This is a genomic window from Paenibacillus lentimorbus NRRL B-30488 (assembly GCF_000411595.1).
Lineage (GTDB): Bacteria > Bacillota > Bacilli > Bacillales > Bacillaceae > Bacillus > Bacillus velezensis.
Window position 1 is genome coordinate 36,348 of sequence record NZ_ANAT01000006.1, and the last position, 18,908, is coordinate 55,255.

The window sequence follows — 18,908 nt, forward strand, 5'->3', positions numbered from 1 at the left end:
ATGACGGCGGACCTATCAAGTGCACATCCGTCTCTCCATGCGGATTCGGATTTTTGGAATGACCCTTACCCGTTTTATGAAAAACTGCGATCCATTGATCCTGTTTATAAAGGAACCGTATTAAAATATCCGGGCTGGTATGTCACCGGGTACAAAGAAGCGGTATCGATTCTGAAAGACACCCGATTTAAAAACCGCATTCCTCTTCCGGAAGCTTCAACGAAATATCAAAATTTAACGCATATCCAGCACGATATGCTGTTATTTAAAAATCAATCAGACCATAAGCGGATGCGGATGCTTATAGGTAAAGAATTTACCGCAAAGACGGCGGAATCACTTCGCCCCTGTATAAAAGAAACGGTTCATGACTTGTTGGATCAAATCCAAAACAAAAAAACCGCAGACCTTGTTTCAGAGTTTGCCTTTCCATTGGCAAGCCTCATCATTGCGGAGATACTCGGAGTGCCGAAAGAGGAGAGATATCAATTCAGACAATGGACGGCAGACGTCATTCAGGCCATTGATCTTACCCGGTCAAGAAAGACGTTAGTCAGAGCAAGCGACACCGCAGGCAGGCTGACTGCATATTTCAGAGATTTGATTCACGAGCGGAAAGCACATCCTCAGGAAGACTTAATCAGCAGGTTTATCATGGGGAAACAGCTTTCAAAAGACGAAGTGCTCGCGACATGTATCTTACTTGTCATAGCCGGACACGAGACGACGGTAAACCTCATGAGCAACGGTGTGTTTACTTTATTGAAACACACTGAACAGCTTAGCGCACTGAGAGAAAACCCCTCGCTTATTGAAACTGCTGTCGAGGAATGTCTGCGCTACGACAGCCCCGCGCAGCTGACGGCACGCACCGCTTCAGAAGACTGTGAAATAAATGGAAAAACCATAAAAAAAGGAGAGCAGGTATACATCTTTTTAGGAGCGGCCAATCGCGATCCAAGCATATTCGATCAGCCTCATAAAATGGACATCCGAAGAAAACCGAATCCGCATCTTGCATTCGGAAAAAACGCCCATTTTTGCATAGGCTCCTCATTAGCGCGCATCGAAGCACAAATTGCAATTCTCACACTGTTTGAGCGGATGCCTAAGCTTCGGCTGGCCGCACACCGCCTTGAATACCGCAAGCTCATTGGTTTTAGATCGCTCAAAGAGCTTCCGGTTGTCCTTGGCTGAATGAGCATGCAGGAGGGCCGGATTTTATCGGTTCCTCTTGCAGGAAATAAATGAAAGAAAAAGAATACATATTTATAAAGCAAAAATCCTCTCTGATCCATCTCACTATCCCTAAAAAACTCACTGCTCAGCCAATCAATATCATGCAGAAAGGGTCTCCTTTTCTCTCGCCAAAACGGAAAATTCACCGTGATGCACATTTTTCCAGCCTCAGAAACTGTGCAAAACCGGCATGTTTTTTGCTTTATTTTCTCGATTTTTGTAAGCGCTTACTAATATTGAGCAGAAAAGAGGGGGATTTGTGGACATTGTTATTATTTTATTGGCATTAGGCATGCTGATGTTTGCGGCTTACCGGGGCTTTTCAGTCATTTTATTCGCCCCGATTTGTGCGCTGTTTGCCGTGCTTCTTACAGATCCAAGCTTCGTACTTCCTTTCTTCTCGAATATATTTATGGAGAAGATGGTAGGATTTATTAAGCTGTATTTTCCCGTATTTCTTTTAGGGGCCGTTTTTGGCAAGGTTGTTGAAATATCCGGGCTCGCCGAGTCGATTGCAAAAACAATCGTCAGGCTTGTGGGAGCAAAAAGAGCCATTCTCGCCATCGTCTTAATGGGTGCGATTTTAACGTACAGCGGCGTCAGTCTCTTCGTAGCGGTGTTTGCCATTTATCCGTTTGCTAAAAACCTATTTATTAAAGCTGATATTCCCAAGCGTCTGATACCCGGTACGATTGCATTGGGCGCCTTTACTTTTACAATGGATGCGCTTCCCGGCACACCGCAAATTCAAAATGTCATTCCGACAGCTTTTTTTAAAACAAACATTTATGCCGCTCCCTGGCTCGGACTGATTGGTGCAGCATTTGTGCTTACGGCCGGAATGATTTATTTAGAATCCCGGCGCAAAAAAGCGGCCAATGCCGGAGAAGGCTATGCTGGATTTCAATCTGAGGTTTCCGCTGCAGAGGAATCCTCAGGTCTGGCTAATGAAAAACATACGCCTGTTTTACCGCAGGAGGCAGAACCCAGCCCCGCGCGGCAAGTGCTCGCCTTTGTTCCGCTTATCCTTGTGGGAGTCATGAACAAATGCTTCACGATGTGGCTCCCGCATTGGTACCCTGACGGATTTGATTTTGCGCAGCTCGGTTTAGAAGCGTTCGGGAAGATTGACCTTTCCTCCGTCACTGCGATCTGGTCAGTAGAACTCGCACTATTCATCGGAATCATGACAACGATTTTGTTCGATTGGAAAAAAGTGCTCTTCAATTTGAAAGAAGGACTGAATGAGGGCATCGGGGGTGCCTTGCTGGCGTCGATGAATACAGGAGCCGAATACGGATTTGGCGGCATCATTGCGGCGCTTCCCGGCTTTAAAATGGTCAGCAGCGGCATATCGCAGACGTTTACTGATCCGCTCGTCAACGGATCGGTGACGACCACTGCGCTTGCCGGGATTACAGGATCGGCATCAGGAGGAATGGGCATCGCTTTAAGCACGATGTCAGCAGCGTATACAGAAGCAATCAATACATTCCACATTCCGCCGGAGGTCATGCACCGGGTGATTTCGATGGCCTCCGGCGGAATGGACACTCTTCCGCATAATGGCGCCGTCATTACGCTGCTCGCGGTCACCGGGTTGACCCACCGCCAATCCTACAGGGATATCTTTGCCATTACCGTCATTAAAACAGCCGCTGTGTTTGTCATCATCGCCATTTACAGTCTGACGGGCCTTGTGTAGCCAAAACAGAAAGGGGAAACGAATATGGGAAAAGGAAAAGTGATGGACTCTTATAAAGATGCTGCTGCACTGATCAAGGACGGAGACACCCTCATCGCAGGAGGCTTCGGCCTGTGCGGCATTCCGGAACAATTAATTCTCGCGATCAGGGACAGCGGCGTGAAAAACTTGACCGTTGTCAGTAATAACTGCGGTGTTGATGATTGGGGGTTAGGCCTCTTGCTTGCAAACCGGCAGATCAAAAAAATGGTCGCATCCTATGTCGGAGAAAACAAAACCTTTGAACGGCAGTTTTTAAGCGGGGAGCTGGAAGTCGAATTGGTGCCCCAAGGAACGCTCGCAGAAAGAATTCGCGCGGGAGGGGCGGGCATTCCGGCGTTTTATACACCTGCGGGCGTCGGAACATCAGTAGCCGAGGGAAAAGAACATAAGACATTTGACGGGCGCACCTATCTTCTGGAGAAAGGGATTACAGGGAACGCCGCCATCATAAAGGCCTGGAAAGCCGATCCTCTGGGCAACCTGATGTTCAGAAAGACGGCGAGAAATTTCAATCCGCTCGCTGCAATGGCAGGCAAAGTGACGATTGCAGAGGCTGAAGAAATCGTCGATGCCGGAGAGCTTGATCCGGATCAAATTCATACGCCGGGTATTTTTGTGCAGCATGTGCTGCTTGGCGGGATTCATGAAAAACGGATTGAACGCCGCACCGTCCGGCAAGCATGATAAAGGAGGCTGACAGAATGAGAGATAGCAGAAAACGAATGATCAAACGGGCTGTAAAGGAAATAAAGGACGGAATGAATGTGAACTTGGGGATAGGGATGCCGACGCTTGTAGCCAATGAGATACCGAATGATTATAACGTCCTGCTTCAGTCTGAAAACGGCTTGCTCGGGATCGGGCCTTATCCGGCGGAAGGAACGGAGGACCCCGATCTGATCAATGCGGGAAAAGAAACCATTACCGAGGTAAAGGGAGCCTCGTATTTTGACAGTGCCGAATCCTTTGCCATGATTCGCGGCGGCCACATTGATGTAGCGATTCTCGGCGGGATGGAAGTGTCCGAACGGGGAGATTTGGCGAACTGGATGATCCCCGGAAAAATGATCAAAGGAATGGGCGGCGCCATGGACCTGGTGCACGGAGCAAAACGGATTATTGTCATTATGGAGCATGTTAATAAATATGGGGAATCTAAAGTGAGAACGGAATGTACGCTGCCTTTAACCGGCAGGCAGGTGGTCGATCGGCTGATCACAGATTTGGCTGTATTCGATTTTCATGATGGCCGTATGACGCTCACCGAACTGCAGGAAGGTGTAACAATGGAGGAGGTCTTTGAGAAAACAGAAGGTCATTTTACTGTCAGCCAGTCGTTAAAAAACGGGGTCAGACCAAAATGAGGAGGTGCCGCCATGGATTCATTGCTTATTGAAAAAACAGCCGTTGTAACAGGAGCAGCCGGAGGAATCGGGCTTGAAATTGCAAGAGAATTCGCCCGTGAAGGAGCAGCCGTCATCATCTCTGATGTAAACGAACAAGCGGGGAAAGAAGCGGCGGCAGGACTTAAAGATGAAGGCTGTGAAGCAGTCAGCATCACATGCGATGTAACAAATGAAAAGCAAGTGGCCGACATGCTGCAGACGGTCGAGAAACAATTCGGACGTCTCGATATCCTTGTGAATAATGCGGGCATTCAGCATGTCGCGCCCATCGAGGAATTTCCCACCGAACAGTTTGAACGGCTCATTCGTGTCATGCTGACTGCGCCATTTATCGCAATGAAGCATGCATTCCCCATTATGAAAAAACAGCAATTCGGACGAATCATTAATATGGCGTCTGTCAACGGGCTGATCGGTTTTCACGGGAAAGCGGCATATAACAGCGCCAAGCACGGCGTCATCGGTTTAACGAAAGTCGGCGCACTTGAAGGCGCGGCTGACGGCATTACTGTCAATGCGCTTTGTCCGGGATATGTGGACACTCAGCTTGTCCGCAATCAGTTAAAGGACATTTCCGCAACAAGGAATGTACCGTACGAGCGGGTGCTTGAGGACGTCATCTTTCCGCTCGTTCCCCAAAAACGGCTGCTGTCAGTGAAGGAAATCGCTGATTACGCCGTATTTTTGGCCAGCGACAAAGCAAAAGGGGTCACAGGTCAGGCCGTAGTCATGGACGGCGGGTATACCGCTCAATAGTTCTTGTACTATTTAAAAAACAGCCGCTCTGAACGGCTGTTTTTTTATGCCTGAAAACCTTGTTCACTCAATAGGCCGATTTACTGCGTCAATCGGTATCCGGGCTGGGTCATTCACATGTTCTGCGGCGTATTTTGTCCTTGCAGATTTTCCTCACCAGATCCATCTCTTGCACCGAATTTATAATCAAACGCCATCAGTTTACAATCCTTCACAGATATACAAATGAATTTTTACAATAAACAGAAAATATGTAATTTCTGACACAATAATGCCAATAGCCCTAAAACATATGAAACATGAAGAGCTCGTCCTAAGTGAAGAAGAGCCGGTAACAGGCTCCACTCCGGCTTTTCATCATCTCTCTTTAAGACTGATTTTCGGTGAAACCCCCATGTTTTATTTTATGAATAAATATATCTAATTCGTTTGTAAAATCGAACAATAACTCCTCCGAAAGTATTCTATACACATTTGTTATAATCATGCTAGGATGTTATATAAAGGGATAATTTGTAGGATATTGTATTTCTGTTCAATATGATCGGAGGAATCTCATGAACAATCTTGCCTTTTTATTTCCTGGACAAGGGTCTCAATTTGTAGGAATGGGCAAACAATTTTGGAATGATTTTGTGCTCGCAAAGAGATTGTTTGAAGAAGCGAGCGATGCGATCTCCTTGGATGTAAAAAAACTGTGTTTTAACGGAGATATGAATGAATTGACAAAGACAATGAACGCGCAGCCCGCTATTTTAACGGTCAGTGTTATTGCTTTTCAAGTGTATATGCAGGAAATAGGGGTGAAGCCCCGCTTCCTGGCAGGCCATAGCTTAGGCGAATATTCAGCGCTTGTCTGTGCCGGCGCCCTTTCTTTTCAGGATGCCGTTACACTTGTAAGGCAGCGGGGAATTCTTATGCAAAATGCGGATCCTCAGCAGCAGGGGACGATGGCCGCCGTGACTCACCTCTCTCTTCAAACGTTGCAGGAAATATGTTCGAAAGTGTCGACGGAAGACTTTCCGGCAGGAGTAGCCTGCATGAATTCAGAACAGCAGCATGTGATTTCCGGACACCGGCAAGCTGTGGAACGTGTCATCAAGATGGCGGAGGAAAAGGGAGCGGCATACACTTATTTGAATGTCAGTGCGCCTTTTCACAGTTCGCTGATACGATCAGCATCTGAACAATTCCAGACTGTATTACACCGGTATTCCTTCCGGGATGCCGCATGGCCGATCATTTCAAATGTCACCGCACGCCCTTACAGCAGCGGAAATTCGATCAGCGAACATCTCAAGCAGCACATGACGATGCCGGTAAGATGGACGGAATCGATGCATTACTTGCTTTTACACGGAGTCACAGAAGTCATCGAAATGGGTCCGAACAATGTCTTAGCCGGTCTGCTGAGAAAAACAACGAATCACATTGTACCTTATCCCTTAGGACAGACATCTGATGTTCACTTGCTTTCCAATTCAGCGGAAAGAAAGAAACATATTGTCCGTTTACGCAAAAAACAACTGAATAAATTGATGATTCAATCCGTCATTGCGCGCAATTACAACAAGGATTCAGCGGCTTATTCCAATATGACGACGCCATTATTTACGCAAATCCAAGAGCTGAAAGAGAGAATGAAAAAGCATGAAGACGTGCTTTCAGAACAAGAACTCGAACATTCGATCCATTTATGCAAATTAATTTGTGAAGCTAAACAGCTTCCGGCTTGGGAAGAATTGCGGATTTTAAAATAAAGCGCCCAGGAGGGGACCTATGTATACCAGTCAATTCCAAACCTTAGTAGAAGTCATTCGGGAAAGAAGCAATATCTCTGATCGCGGGATCCGTTTTATCGAATCCGATAAAAACGAGACGGTTGTCTCTTATCGCCAATTGTTTGAAGAGGCGCAAAGGTATCTTGGCTATTTACAGCATATCGGCATTCAGCCGAAGCAGGAAATCGTATTTCAAATCCAAGAAAACAAATCATTTGTCGTTGCTTTTTGGGCTTGTATATTAGGAGGAATGATCCCGGTGCCGGTCAGTATCGGAGAAGATGATGACCATAAGCTGAAGGTCTGGCGCATTTGGAATATATTAAATCATCCGTTTCTGATTGCCTCTGAAAAAGTATTGGACAAAATAAAGAAATATGCTGCAGAACACGATTTACAGGATTTCCATCATCAATTAAACGAAAAATCTGACATCATTCAAGATCAAACCTACGATTACCCCGCTTCGTTTTATGAACCTGATGCGGATGAACTCGCCTTTATCCAATTTTCTTCAGGATCGACAGGAGATCCAAAAGGAGTCATGTTAACGCATCACAACTTAATACATAACACGTGCGCCATTGGGAATGCCCTAGCCGTTCATTCGAAAGACTCTTTCTTATCGTGGATGCCTTTAACGCATGATATGGGGCTCATCGCCTGCCACCTTGTTCCCTTCATAACCGGAATCAATCAAAATCTGATGCCTACAGAATTATTTATTCGCAGACCTATTCTTTGGATGAAAAAAGCTCATGAACATAAAGCCAGTATTCTATCCTCTCCTAATTTCGGGTACAACTACTTCCTTAAATTTCTGAAAAACGAACCAGACTGGGATTTATCCCACATCAAGGTCATCGCAAACGGTGCAGAACCGATATTGCCGGAGCTATGTGACGAATTTTTGAAAAGATGCGCAGTATTCAATCTGAAAAGATCCGCCATTTTGAATGTTTACGGTTTAGCGGAAGCGTCGGTCGGCGCAGCATTCTCTAAATTAGGTAAAGAATTCGTTCCCGTTTATTTGCATCGTGACTATTTAAATCTTGGTGAAAGAGCTGTAAAAGTCAGCAAAGAGGATCAAAATTGCGCTTCATTCGTCGAAGTGGGACAACCTATTGACTATTGTCAGCTTCGGATCTCCGATGGAGCAAATGAAAGAGTAGAAGACGGAATCATCGGCCATATCCAGATCAAAGGAGACAATGTGACTCAAGGGTATTATAACAACCCCGAGAGTACGGAAAAAGCGCTGACTTCTGACGGCTGGGTAAAAACGGGAGACCTCGGATTCATTAGTGAAAGTGGTAACTTAGTCGTAACCGGAAGAGAAAAGGACATTATTTTCGTGAACGGAAAAAATATCTACCCGCACGATATTGAACGGGTCGCGATTGAAATGGAAGAGGTTGACTTAGGAAGAGTTGCCGCCTGCGGTGTATATGATCAAAAGACACAAAGCGGAGAAATCGTGCTCTTTGTTGTTTACAAAAAATCACCTGAAAAATTCGCACCGCTCGTCAAAGAGATAAAAAAGCATTTGCTCAAGCGGGGCGGCTGGAGCATAAAAGAAGTCCTTCCGATCCGAAAACTCCCTAAAACAACCAGCGGAAAGGTTAAACGCTACGAACTTGCCAGACAGTATGAGGCAGGGAATTTTTCAACAGAGTCTGCCGCTATCAATGAATGTTTGGAGAGCAGCCCGGAAACATCCGGACAGACTCCCATTCATGAAATTGAAACGGAATTACTGTCTATCTTTTCCGATGTGCTCAATGGGAAAAAGGTTCACCTCGCTGACAGTTATTTTGATATGGGAGCAAATTCATTACAGTTATCGCAGATTGCCGAGCGCATAGAACAGAAATTCGGACGCGAGCTTGCTGTTTCAGATCTCTTTACGTATCCTTCTATCACTGATTTAGCGGCATATCTGTCTGAAAGCCGGGCTGAAATCAAGCAGGACGTGGCAGCGAAGCCAAGCCATGTGACACCGAAAGATATCGCCATTATCGGGATGTCGCTCAATGTCCCTGGAGCATCAACGAAAAGTGATTTTTGGAATCTGCTTGAAAAAGGTGAGCACAGCATTCGAGAATACCCTGAATCCCGGCTGAAAGATGCGGCGGATTATTTAAAGTCCATCCAAAGCGAAATCAATGAGAATCAGTTTGTGAAGGGCGGCTATTTAGATGAAATCGACCGCTTTGATTACTCGTTCTTCGGTTTAGCTCCTAAAACGGCTCAGTTTATGGATCCTAACCAAAGACTGTTTTTGCAGTCTGCATGGCATGCGATTGAAGATGCGGGCTATGCCGGCGGCAGCATGAACGGGAGCCGTGTCGGGGTATATGCAGGGTACTCGAAGGTGGGCTACGATTATGAACGTCTCCTTTCTGCGAATTATCCGGAGGAGCTTCATCAATATATCGTGGGCAATCTTCCTTCCGTGTTAGCCAGCCGAATCGCTTATTTCTTAAATTTAAAAGGGCCGGCGGTCACAGTGGATACGGCATGCTCCTCATCGCTTGCCGCCGTTCATATGGCATGTAAATCTTTAATATCCGGCGATTGTGAAATGGCTCTTGCCGGCGGTATCCGGACATCGCTCTTGCCGATCTGTATCGGACTTGATATGGAATCTTCGGACGGGTACACGAAAACGTTCAGCAAAGATTCGGACGGTACTGGCACAGGTGAAGGCGCGGCCGCAGTCCTGCTGAAACCTCTGCAGGATGCTGTTCGCGACGGAGACCATATTTACGGCGTAATCAAGGGAAGCGCGCTGAATCAAGACGGAACAACCGCCGGGATTACAGCACCGAATCCGGCAGCTCAGACTGAGGTCATTGAGACGGCTTGGAAAGACGCGGGCATTGCTCCTGAAACACTGTCTTTCATCGAAGCGCATGGCACCGGAACGAAGCTCGGCGATCCGGTTGAATTTAACGGGCTTTGTAAAGCGTTTGAAAAGTATACGGCAAAAAAACAATTTTGCGCGATTGGTTCTGTTAAATCGAACATCGGTCATTTGTTTGAAGCGGCAGGCATCGTCGGGCTGATCAAATCTGTCCTCATGCTGAATCACAAGAAAAATCCGCCGTTAGTGCACTTTAATGAACCTAATCCGCTCATTCATTTTCACTCTTCACCATTTTACGTAAACCAGGAAGCTGCAGTGTTCACATCCGGTGATGAGCCGCTGCGAGGCGGAGTCAGCTCATTTGGCTTTAGCGGAACGAATGCTCATGTGGTATTGGAAGAATATATTTCTCAAAGTGAGTATGCGCCCGAGGATGAACATGGGCCGCACCTATTTGTTTTATCCGCTCATACTGAAAAATCACTCTATGAACTCGCACAGCAGTACCGGCAATATATATCGGATGACAGCCAAGCTTCATTAAAGTCCATTTGCTATACAGCCAGTACGGGCAGGGCTCATTTGGATCATGGAGTTGCCATGATTGTATCCGGTAAGCAAGAATTATCGGATAAGCTGACCCGCCTGATTCAGGGAGACAGAAACCTTCCCGGTGTATACATCGGCTACAAGAATATGAAGGAAATGCTGCCTGTTCATAAAGAAGAGCTGAATCAACAAGCAGCCGCTCTGATTAAGCAGCGTTTACGTACGCAAGATGAACGGATCACATGGCTGCATCGCGCAGCCGAATTATTTGTGCAAGGAGCCGTTATCGATTGGCGCGCGCTTTATTCCGGTGAAACTGTACAAAAGACGCCATTGCCCCTGTATCCGTTTGAACGGAGCCGATGCTGGGCTGAAGCTGACCAATTGCGCTTAAACGAGGACGAAAAGAGAGGAGAAGCGGCATTGAATATCAATCAATCGAAGGCGCACATTGAATCCTTCCTGAAAACTGTAATCAGCAATGCTTCGGGGATCAGAGCGGAGGAACTCGATCTGAATGCTCATTTTATCGGGCTCGGAATGGATTCTATCATGCTGTCACAGGTCAAAAAAGCCATCGCGGACGAATTTGGGGCAGACATCCCGATGGATCGTTTTTTTGATACGATGAACAACCTTCAAAGTGTCATAGATTACTTGGCTGAGACCGTTCCACCGTCCTTTGCATCCGCTCCGCCTCAAGAGAATGTTCCGGCGCAGGAAATACAGGTCATTTCAGAAGCACAGTCTGAATCGGATCGCAGAGAAGGTCATCAAGAGCATATGCTCGAAAAAATAATCGCTTCTCAGAATCAATTAATTCAGGATACCTTGCAAGCTCAATTAAATAGCTTTAATTTGTTGAGAAACAGCGGACATCATTCCGATGAGAAAGAATACGCTAAAGCGCAAGAGAAATCAATTCCTTCTGTCAAGCAGGGGCCTCCGGCCGTCACTGCAGAAAAGAAAGCGGCTCAAGAAGCGAAACCCTATGTTCCTTTCCAGCCTCAGAACCTGCATGAACAGGGACACTATACCGCACGGCAAAAACAATACTTAGAAGATTTCATCAAGAAATACGCAGATAAAACGAAAGGTTCCAAACAATATACGGACAACACCCGATTTGCTCATGCAAACAACCGCAACTTGTCCAGCTTCCGTTCGTATTGGAAGGAAATCGTATACCCGATTATCGCCGAACGTTCTGACGGTTCTAAAATGTGGGATATTGACGGAAATGAATATATCGATGTCACCATGGGATTCGGGGTTAACCTTTTCGGGCATCATCCTTCCTTTATTACACAGGTTATCGATGATTCAGCCCGTTCATCATTGCCTCCGCTCGGCCCGATGTCAGATGTCGCCGGTGAAGTTGCCGATCGGATCCGCACATGTACCGGGGTGGAAAGGGTCGCTTTCTATAATTCCGGGACAGAGGCCGTCATGGTTGCCCTGCGTTTGGCGCGGGCGGCAACAGGAAGAAAGAAAGTCGTGGCGTTCTCGGGATCTTATCACGGCACGTTTGACGGCGTCTTAGGGGTCGCCGGCACAAAAGGCGGAGCCGCGTCTGCGAATCCGCTGGCTCCGGGCATACTGCAGAGCTTTATGGATGATTTGATTATTTTACATTACAACAATCCCGATTCGCTCGAAGTGATTCGCAGCCTCGGGGATGAATTGGCAGCCGTACTGGTGGAACCGGTACAAAGCCGCAGACCGGATTTGCAGCCGCGGGCATTTTTGAAAGAATTGCGGGCGATCACGCAGCAATCCGGAACAGCTCTGATTATGGATGAAATTATTACCGGATTTCGGATCGGTCTCGGCGGCGCACAGGAATGGTTCGGCATTCAGGCTGATTTAGTGACCTACGGAAAAATCATCGGCGGCGGACAGCCGTTAGGGGTAGTTGCCGGAAAAGCTGAGTTCATGAATGCGATCGACGGGGGTACCTGGCAGTATGGGGACGATTCCTACCCGCAAGACGAGGCGAAACGCACGTTTGTGGCCGGCACCTTCAATACTCACCCGCTTACCATGAGGATGTCATTAGCCGTCCTTCGCCATTTACAAACCGAGGGAGAACATCTGTATGAGCAGCTTAATCAAAAACAGCCTACTTGGTCGATGCGCTGAATCGCTGCTTCGAACAAGCGCAAGTGCCTATCCGCATGGTTCGATTCGGTTCTTTATTCCGGTTTGTCTCATCGCTTGATAATGACTTGTTCTTTTACCATCTCAACTATAAAGGTGTCTATGTGTGGGAAGGACGCAACTGCTTCTTGTCCGTCGCGCATACCGCAGATGATATCGAAAATATTATTCAAGCGGTGAAAGACACGGTAGAGGATCTTCGCCGAGGCGGATTTATTCCGGAAGGCCCGGACTCACCTGATGGAGGAGGCCGTAAAAAGTCCGGGACGCGCGAGCTTTCACCTGAACAAAAGCAGTTGGTTATGGCATCCCATTACGGGAATGAAGCTTCCGCCGCTTTAAACCAGTCCATTATGCTGAAAGTGGAGGGCGAACTGCAGCATACGCCATTAAAACAAGCCGTCCGGCATATCGTTGACCGTCATGAAGCTTTACGTACAGTGATTCATCCCGATGACGAGGTACAGCAAGTGCAGGAACGGATGAATATAGAAATACCAGTCATTGATTTTACCGGTCACCGGCATGAACATCGGGAGTCGGAAATTCAAAAATGGCTGACAGAAGATGCCAAGCGGCCGTTTCATTTCCATGAACAAAAGCCTTTGTTTAGAATCCATGTGCTTACTGCGGCTCACAATGAACATCTGATTGTGCTCACGTTCCATCATATCATTGCCGATGGATGGTCAATCGCCGTATTTGTTCAAGAACTGGAGAGCAACTACGCGGCAATTGTACAAGGAAAGCCGATTTCACCGAAAGAGGCAGATGTTTCGTTTCACCAATACTTAGACTGGCAGCAGGCACAGATTGACAGCGGCCATTATGAAGAAGGGGTCCGGTATTGGCGGCGTCATTTCTCTGAACCGATACAGCAGCCAATTCTGCCGAGCGCAGGTTCTGTCCGTTATCCGAACGGGTATGAGGGAGACCGGTGTACCGTCAGGCTTGGACGGCCATTGAGCGAGGCTTTAAGGTCATTAAGCATTCAGATGAAAAATAGCGTATTTGTGACGATGCTGGGTGCATTTCATCTTTTTCTGCACCGGCTTACCAAACAGTCAGGCCTTGTGATCGGGATCCCCGCTGCAGGTCAATCGCATATGAAACAGCATGATCTGATTGGAAATTGCGTCAATATGATTCCGGTGAAGAACACGTCTTCTTCAGAAAGCACTTTATCCGGTTATCTTGGCAGTATGAAAGAAAGCGTGAATCTTGCAATGCAGCACCAAGCCGTCCCGATGACACTGGTGGCCAGAGAGCTTCCGCACGATCAAGTGCCGGATATGCGTATTATCTTTAATTTAGACAGGCCTTTTCGAAAGCTGCATTTCGGAAAGGCGGAAGCGGAGCCCGTTGCATACCCGGTAAAATGCACCCTGTACGATTTATTTCTTAACATAACAGACGCGCATCAAGAATATGTTCTTGATTTCGACTTTAATACGAACGTCATCAGTCCGGAAATCATGAAAAAGTGGGGAGCGGGTTTTACAAAATTGCTGCAAAAAATGGTTGAGGGAGATTCAATCCCTCTTGACGCCATGATGCTGTTTTCCGATGAAGAACAGCATGACTTACAAAAACTGTATGCCGAACACCAGAAGCGGGTCTCTTCAATAGGAAGCAATACAGCAAATTTCACTGAAGCCTACGAGGCGCCGATAAATGAAACGGAGCGGCAGCTGGCGCGGATTTGGGAGGAACTTTTCGGCCTTGAACGGGTCGGCAGATCAGATCGCTTCCTGGCTCTGGGAGGAAACTCGCTCCAGGCGACGCTTATGCTTTCCAAAGTTCAGAAGACATTTCATCAAAAGGTTTCCATCGGACAATTTTTCAATCACCAGACTGTTAAGGAATTAGCACATTTCATTCAGAACGAAACAAAAGTCGTGCACCTCCCGATGAAGGCTGCCGAGAAAAAAGCGTATTACCCGACATCGCCGGCGCAGCAAAGAGTATATTTCCTGCACCAACTGGAACCGGATCAGCTGGCGCAAAATATGTTCGGCCAAATATCAATAACAGGGAAGTACGATGAGCAAGCCCTGATCTCATCTCTTCAACAAGTGATGCAGCGGCACGAAGCGTTTCGCACGTATTTCGACATTATAGATGGCGATATCGTTCAGAAACTTGAAAACGAAGTTGATTTTAACGTTCATGTCCGGACAATGAGCCGGGACGAATTTGATGCCTATTCAGACCGGTTTGTAAAACCGTTCCGCCTGGACCAAGCTCCGTTAGTTCGTGCGGAGCTGATCAAGATTGAAAACGAGCAGGCCGAACTGCTCATCGATATGCATCATATCATTTCGGACGGTTATTCCGTCAACATCCTTACAAATGAATTGCTGGCTTTATATCATCAGAAACCATTACCGGACATTGAATTTGAATATAAAGATTTCGCAGAATGGCAAAACCAACGGCTGAATGAGGATGCCATGAAGCGGCAGGAGACATATTGGCTGGAACAATTTCAAGACGAAATTCCCACCCTTGACCTGCCGACAGACGGTTCAAAAGCGGCAGAACGGTCTTCTGAGGGACAGCGTGTGACATGCTCCTTACAGCCGGATGTCATCCGTTCGCTTCAAGATTTGGCGAAAAAGGCGGAAACCACTCTCTATACGGTGCTTCTGGCCGCCTATAATGTGCTGCTTCATAAATATACGGGACAAGAAGACATTGTCGTTGGCACGCCTGCTTCAGGAAGAAATCATCCGGATATCGAAAAGATCATCGGTATTTTCATACAAACCATTGGAATCCGGACGAAGCCGCACGCCAATAGAACGTTTACGGATTATCTGGAAGAAGTAAAGCGGCAGACGCTTGACGCTTTCGAAAACCAAGACTATCCATTCGACCGGCTTGTGGAGAAATTAAATGTGCAGCGGGAAACAACCGGAAAGTCTCTGTTTAACACGATGTTTGTGTTTCAAAACATTGAATTTCATGAAATCCGGCACAATGAATGTACATTTAAAGTGAAAGAACGAAATCCAGGGGTCTCTTTGTATGATTTGATGCTCACAATCGAAGATGCCGGTCAACAGATAGAGATGCATTTTGATTATAAACCGGGACGATTCACAAAAGACACCATTGAACAGATCACCAAACACTATACCGCCATTTTAAACAGTCTTGTTGAGCAGCCGGAGATGACATTGTCTTCCGTTCCTATGCTGTCTGAAACCGAACGGCATCAACTGCTGACGGAGTGTAATGGCACAAAGACGCCGTATCCGCATAACGAAACAGTAACCCGATGGTTTGAAATGCAAGCGGAACAGAGTCCCGATCATGAAGCCGTTATTTTTGGCAATGAGCGGTATACGTACAGACAGCTCAATGAACGGGCGAACCGATTGGCGCGGACGTTACGGACAAAAGGCGTACAAGCGGATCAATTCGTTGCCATCATCTGCCCGCATCGGATCGAACTGATTGTCGGAATTTTGGCTGTTCTGAAAGCCGGCGGCGCATACGTGCCCATTGATCCTGAATATCCGGAAGATCGGATCCAATATATGCTGAGAGATTCAAGGGCGGAGGTTGTGTTGACACAGCGCAGCCTGCTGGATCAATTACCGTATGATGGTGACGTTGTGCTTTTGGATGAGGAAAACTCATACCATGAGGATCACTCGAATCTTGAATCGGACAGCGATGCGCATGATTTGGCCTACATGATCTATACGTCAGGTTCCACGGGAAATCCAAAAGGTGTCCTCATTGAGCATCAGGGACTGGCTGATTATATTTGGTGGGCGAAAGAGGTTTATGTAAGAGGTGAGAAAACCAACTTCCCATTATACTCTTCCATCTCTTTCGATCTGACTGTGACCTCGATATTTACACCGCTGGTTACGGGAAATACCATCATTGTCTTTGACGGCGAAGATAAAAGCGCTGTGCTTTCTGAGATTATGCGGGACTCAAGAATAGACTTGATCAAATTGACCCCGGCACATCTGCACGTCATCAAGGAGATGAATATCGCTGGCGGCACCGCAATACGGAAAATGATTGTCGGCGGAGAAAATTTAAGCACCCGTCTGGCCAAAAGTGTCAGCGAGCAGTTTAAAGGCCGGATGGACATTTTCAATGAATACGGACCGACGGAAGCTGTCGTCGGATGTATGATTTATCACTTCGACGCAGAACGGGACAAGCGGGAATTTGTACCGATCGGCACTCCGGCTGCCAACACGGATATTTATGTGGCCGATGCAAGCAGAAACCTGGTTCCGATCGGGGTAATCGGCGAAATATATATCAGCGGACCGGGTGTTGCCAGAGGGTATTGGAACCGTCCGGATTTAACGGCAGAGAAATTTGTTGAAAACCCGTATGTCCCGGGAGCGAAGATGTACAAATCAGGGGATTTGGCTAAGCGGTTGAAGGACGGAAATCTTGTATATATCGGGCGCGTTGATGAACAAGTCAAAATCAGGGGATACCGAATCGAGCTTGGTGAAATTGAAGCAGCAATGCATAACGCGGAAGCGGTGCAAAAAGCCGCGGTTACAGTGAAAGAAGAAGAAGACGGCTTAAAACAATTATGCGCGTATTACGTAAGCGACAAGCCTATAGCGGCTGCGCAGCTTAGGGAACAATTGTCATCGGAGCTTCCGGACTACATGGTTCCGTCCTATTTTGTCCATCTGGAGCATATGCCGTTAACGTCCAACGGGAAAATAAACCGTAAGGCACTGCCTGCACCAGAAGCGAGTCTGCAGCTGACAGCCGAATATGTTCCGCCGGGTAATGAGACGGAATCCAAACTGACAGATTTATGGAAGGAAGTGCTCGGAATAAGCCATGCGGGGATCAAACATAATTTCTTTGATCTCGGAGGCAACTCCATTCGAGCGGCTGCCTTAGCCGCCAGAATTCACAAAGAGCTGGATGTGAATCTGTCTCTCAAAGACATATTCAAGTTTCCTACCATTGAACAATTGGCTGACAAGGCGTTACACATGGACAAAAATCGATATGTACCGCTTCCGGTTGCAAAGGAAATGCCATATTATCCGGTTTCTTCAGCTCAGAGGCGGATGTATTTGTTAAGTCACACAGAAGGCGGCGAGCTGACTTACAATATGACGGGTGCCATGAATGTGGAAGGGACGATCGATCTCGAACGGTTAAACGCCGCTTTCCGAAAATTAATCGCGCGTCATGAAGCGTTGCGGACCAGCTTTGATTTATATGAAGGCGAGCCGGCACAGCGTATTCATCAGAACGTCGACTTTACGATAGAACGGATTCAAGCAAGCGAAGAAGAAGCGGAAGACCGTGTGCTTGATTTCATCAAAGCGTTTGACTTAGCCAAACCGCCGCTGATGCGGGCCGGACTGATTGAAATTGAACCTGCGCGGCACGTGCTTGTGGTTGATATGCATCATATCATTTCTGACGGCGTGTCCGTCAATATTCTGATGAAAGATTTAAGCCGAATCTACGAGGGGAACGAACCGGACCCGCTCTCTATTCAATATAAAGACTTTGCAGTTTGGCAGCAATCGGACATTCAGAAACGGAACATCAAGAGCCAGGAAGCGTATTGGCTGGATCAGTTTCACGGTGATATTCCTGTACTGGATATGCCTGCGGATTATGAGAGACCTGCCATACGCGATTACGAAGGCGAATCATTTGAATTTCTTATACCAGAACACTTGAAACAGCGTTTAAACCAAATGGAAGAAGACACAGGTGCAACACTGTATATGATTTTATTGGCAGCCTATACGATTCTTTTATCCAAGTACAGCGGACAAGAAGATATTATCGTAGGAACGCCATCTGCCGGGCGGACTCATTTGGATGTAGAGCCGGTCGTGGGAATGTTCGTCAATACGTTAGTCATTCGCAATCACCCGGCGGGCCGTAAAACATTTGATGCCTACTTAAACGAAGTAAAAGAAAACATGCTGAACGCCTATAAAAATCAAGACTATCCGTTGGAAGAATTAATTCAGCATCTGCATCTTCCAAAAGATTCAAGCCGCAATCCTTTATTCGATACGATGTTTGTGCTGCAAAATCTCGATCATGCTGAATTGACTTTCGATTCTCTTCAACTCAAGCCGTATCCATTTCATCATCCGGTTGCGAAATTCGATTTGACCTTGTCGATTCAGGCGGACCAAGACAACTATCACGGACTGTTTGAATATTCGAAAAAACTGTTTAAGAAAAGCAGAATCGAGGTTTTATCAAACGACTACTTACACATCCTATCGGCGATTTTGGAACAGCCAAGCATTCTAATCGAACATATCGGATTGAGCGGCAGCAATGAGGAAGAAGAGAACGCGCTTGATTCTATTCAATTGAACTTTTAGGGAAAAGCATCATTTCTTTAAATTATATAAAAT

General features: G+C 46.8%; 6 protein-coding genes and 1 pseudogene. All 7 read left to right on the top strand.

The features are described 5' to 3' along the window. Positions 1 to 1,197, top strand: coding sequence for a cytochrome P450 (locus D368_RS03220; RefSeq protein WP_071391759.1), 1,197 nt, complete (start codon positions 1 to 3; stop codon positions 1,195 to 1,197). A gap of 301 nt (positions 1,198 to 1,498) precedes the next feature. Then, entirely contained in the window at positions 1,499 to 2,944 is a 1,446-nt protein-coding gene (locus D368_RS03225; protein ID WP_128574556.1) for a GntP family permease, read from the top strand. 24 nt (positions 2,945 to 2,968) lie between these two features. Further along, positions 2,969 to 3,670 carry a CoA transferase subunit A gene (locus D368_RS03230; RefSeq protein ID WP_079004867.1) on the top strand — a complete coding sequence of 234 codons (702 nt, stop codon included), beginning with the start codon at positions 2,969 to 2,971 and terminating at the stop codon, positions 3,668 to 3,670. A 17-nt stretch (positions 3,671 to 3,687) separates the two neighbouring features. Continuing rightward, the gene (locus D368_RS03235) at positions 3,688 to 4,350 is read left to right on the top strand and encodes a CoA transferase subunit B (protein ID WP_007410136.1); all 663 of its coding nucleotides are present in this window, start codon (positions 3,688 to 3,690) and stop codon (positions 4,348 to 4,350) included. A gap of 12 nt (positions 4,351 to 4,362) precedes the next feature. Further along, the gene (locus D368_RS03240; protein ID WP_070081905.1) at positions 4,363 to 5,148 is read left to right on the top strand and encodes a 3-hydroxybutyrate dehydrogenase; all 786 of its coding nucleotides are present in this window, start codon (positions 4,363 to 4,365) and stop codon (positions 5,146 to 5,148) included. Between the two features lie 557 nt (positions 5,149 to 5,705). Continuing rightward, positions 5,706 to 6,908 carry a bacillomycin D biosynthesis malonyl-CoA transacylase BamD gene (bamD, locus tag D368_RS03250; protein ID WP_101563068.1) on the top strand — a complete coding sequence of 401 codons (1,203 nt, stop codon included), beginning with the start codon at positions 5,706 to 5,708 and terminating at the stop codon, positions 6,906 to 6,908. A 19-nt stretch (positions 6,909 to 6,927) separates the two neighbouring features. Beyond that, positions 6,928 to 18,875 (top strand): annotated as a pseudogene (gene bamA, locus D368_RS03255) (bacillomycin D hybrid PKS/NRPS BamA). Positions 18,876 to 18,908: the final 33 nt, after the last annotated feature.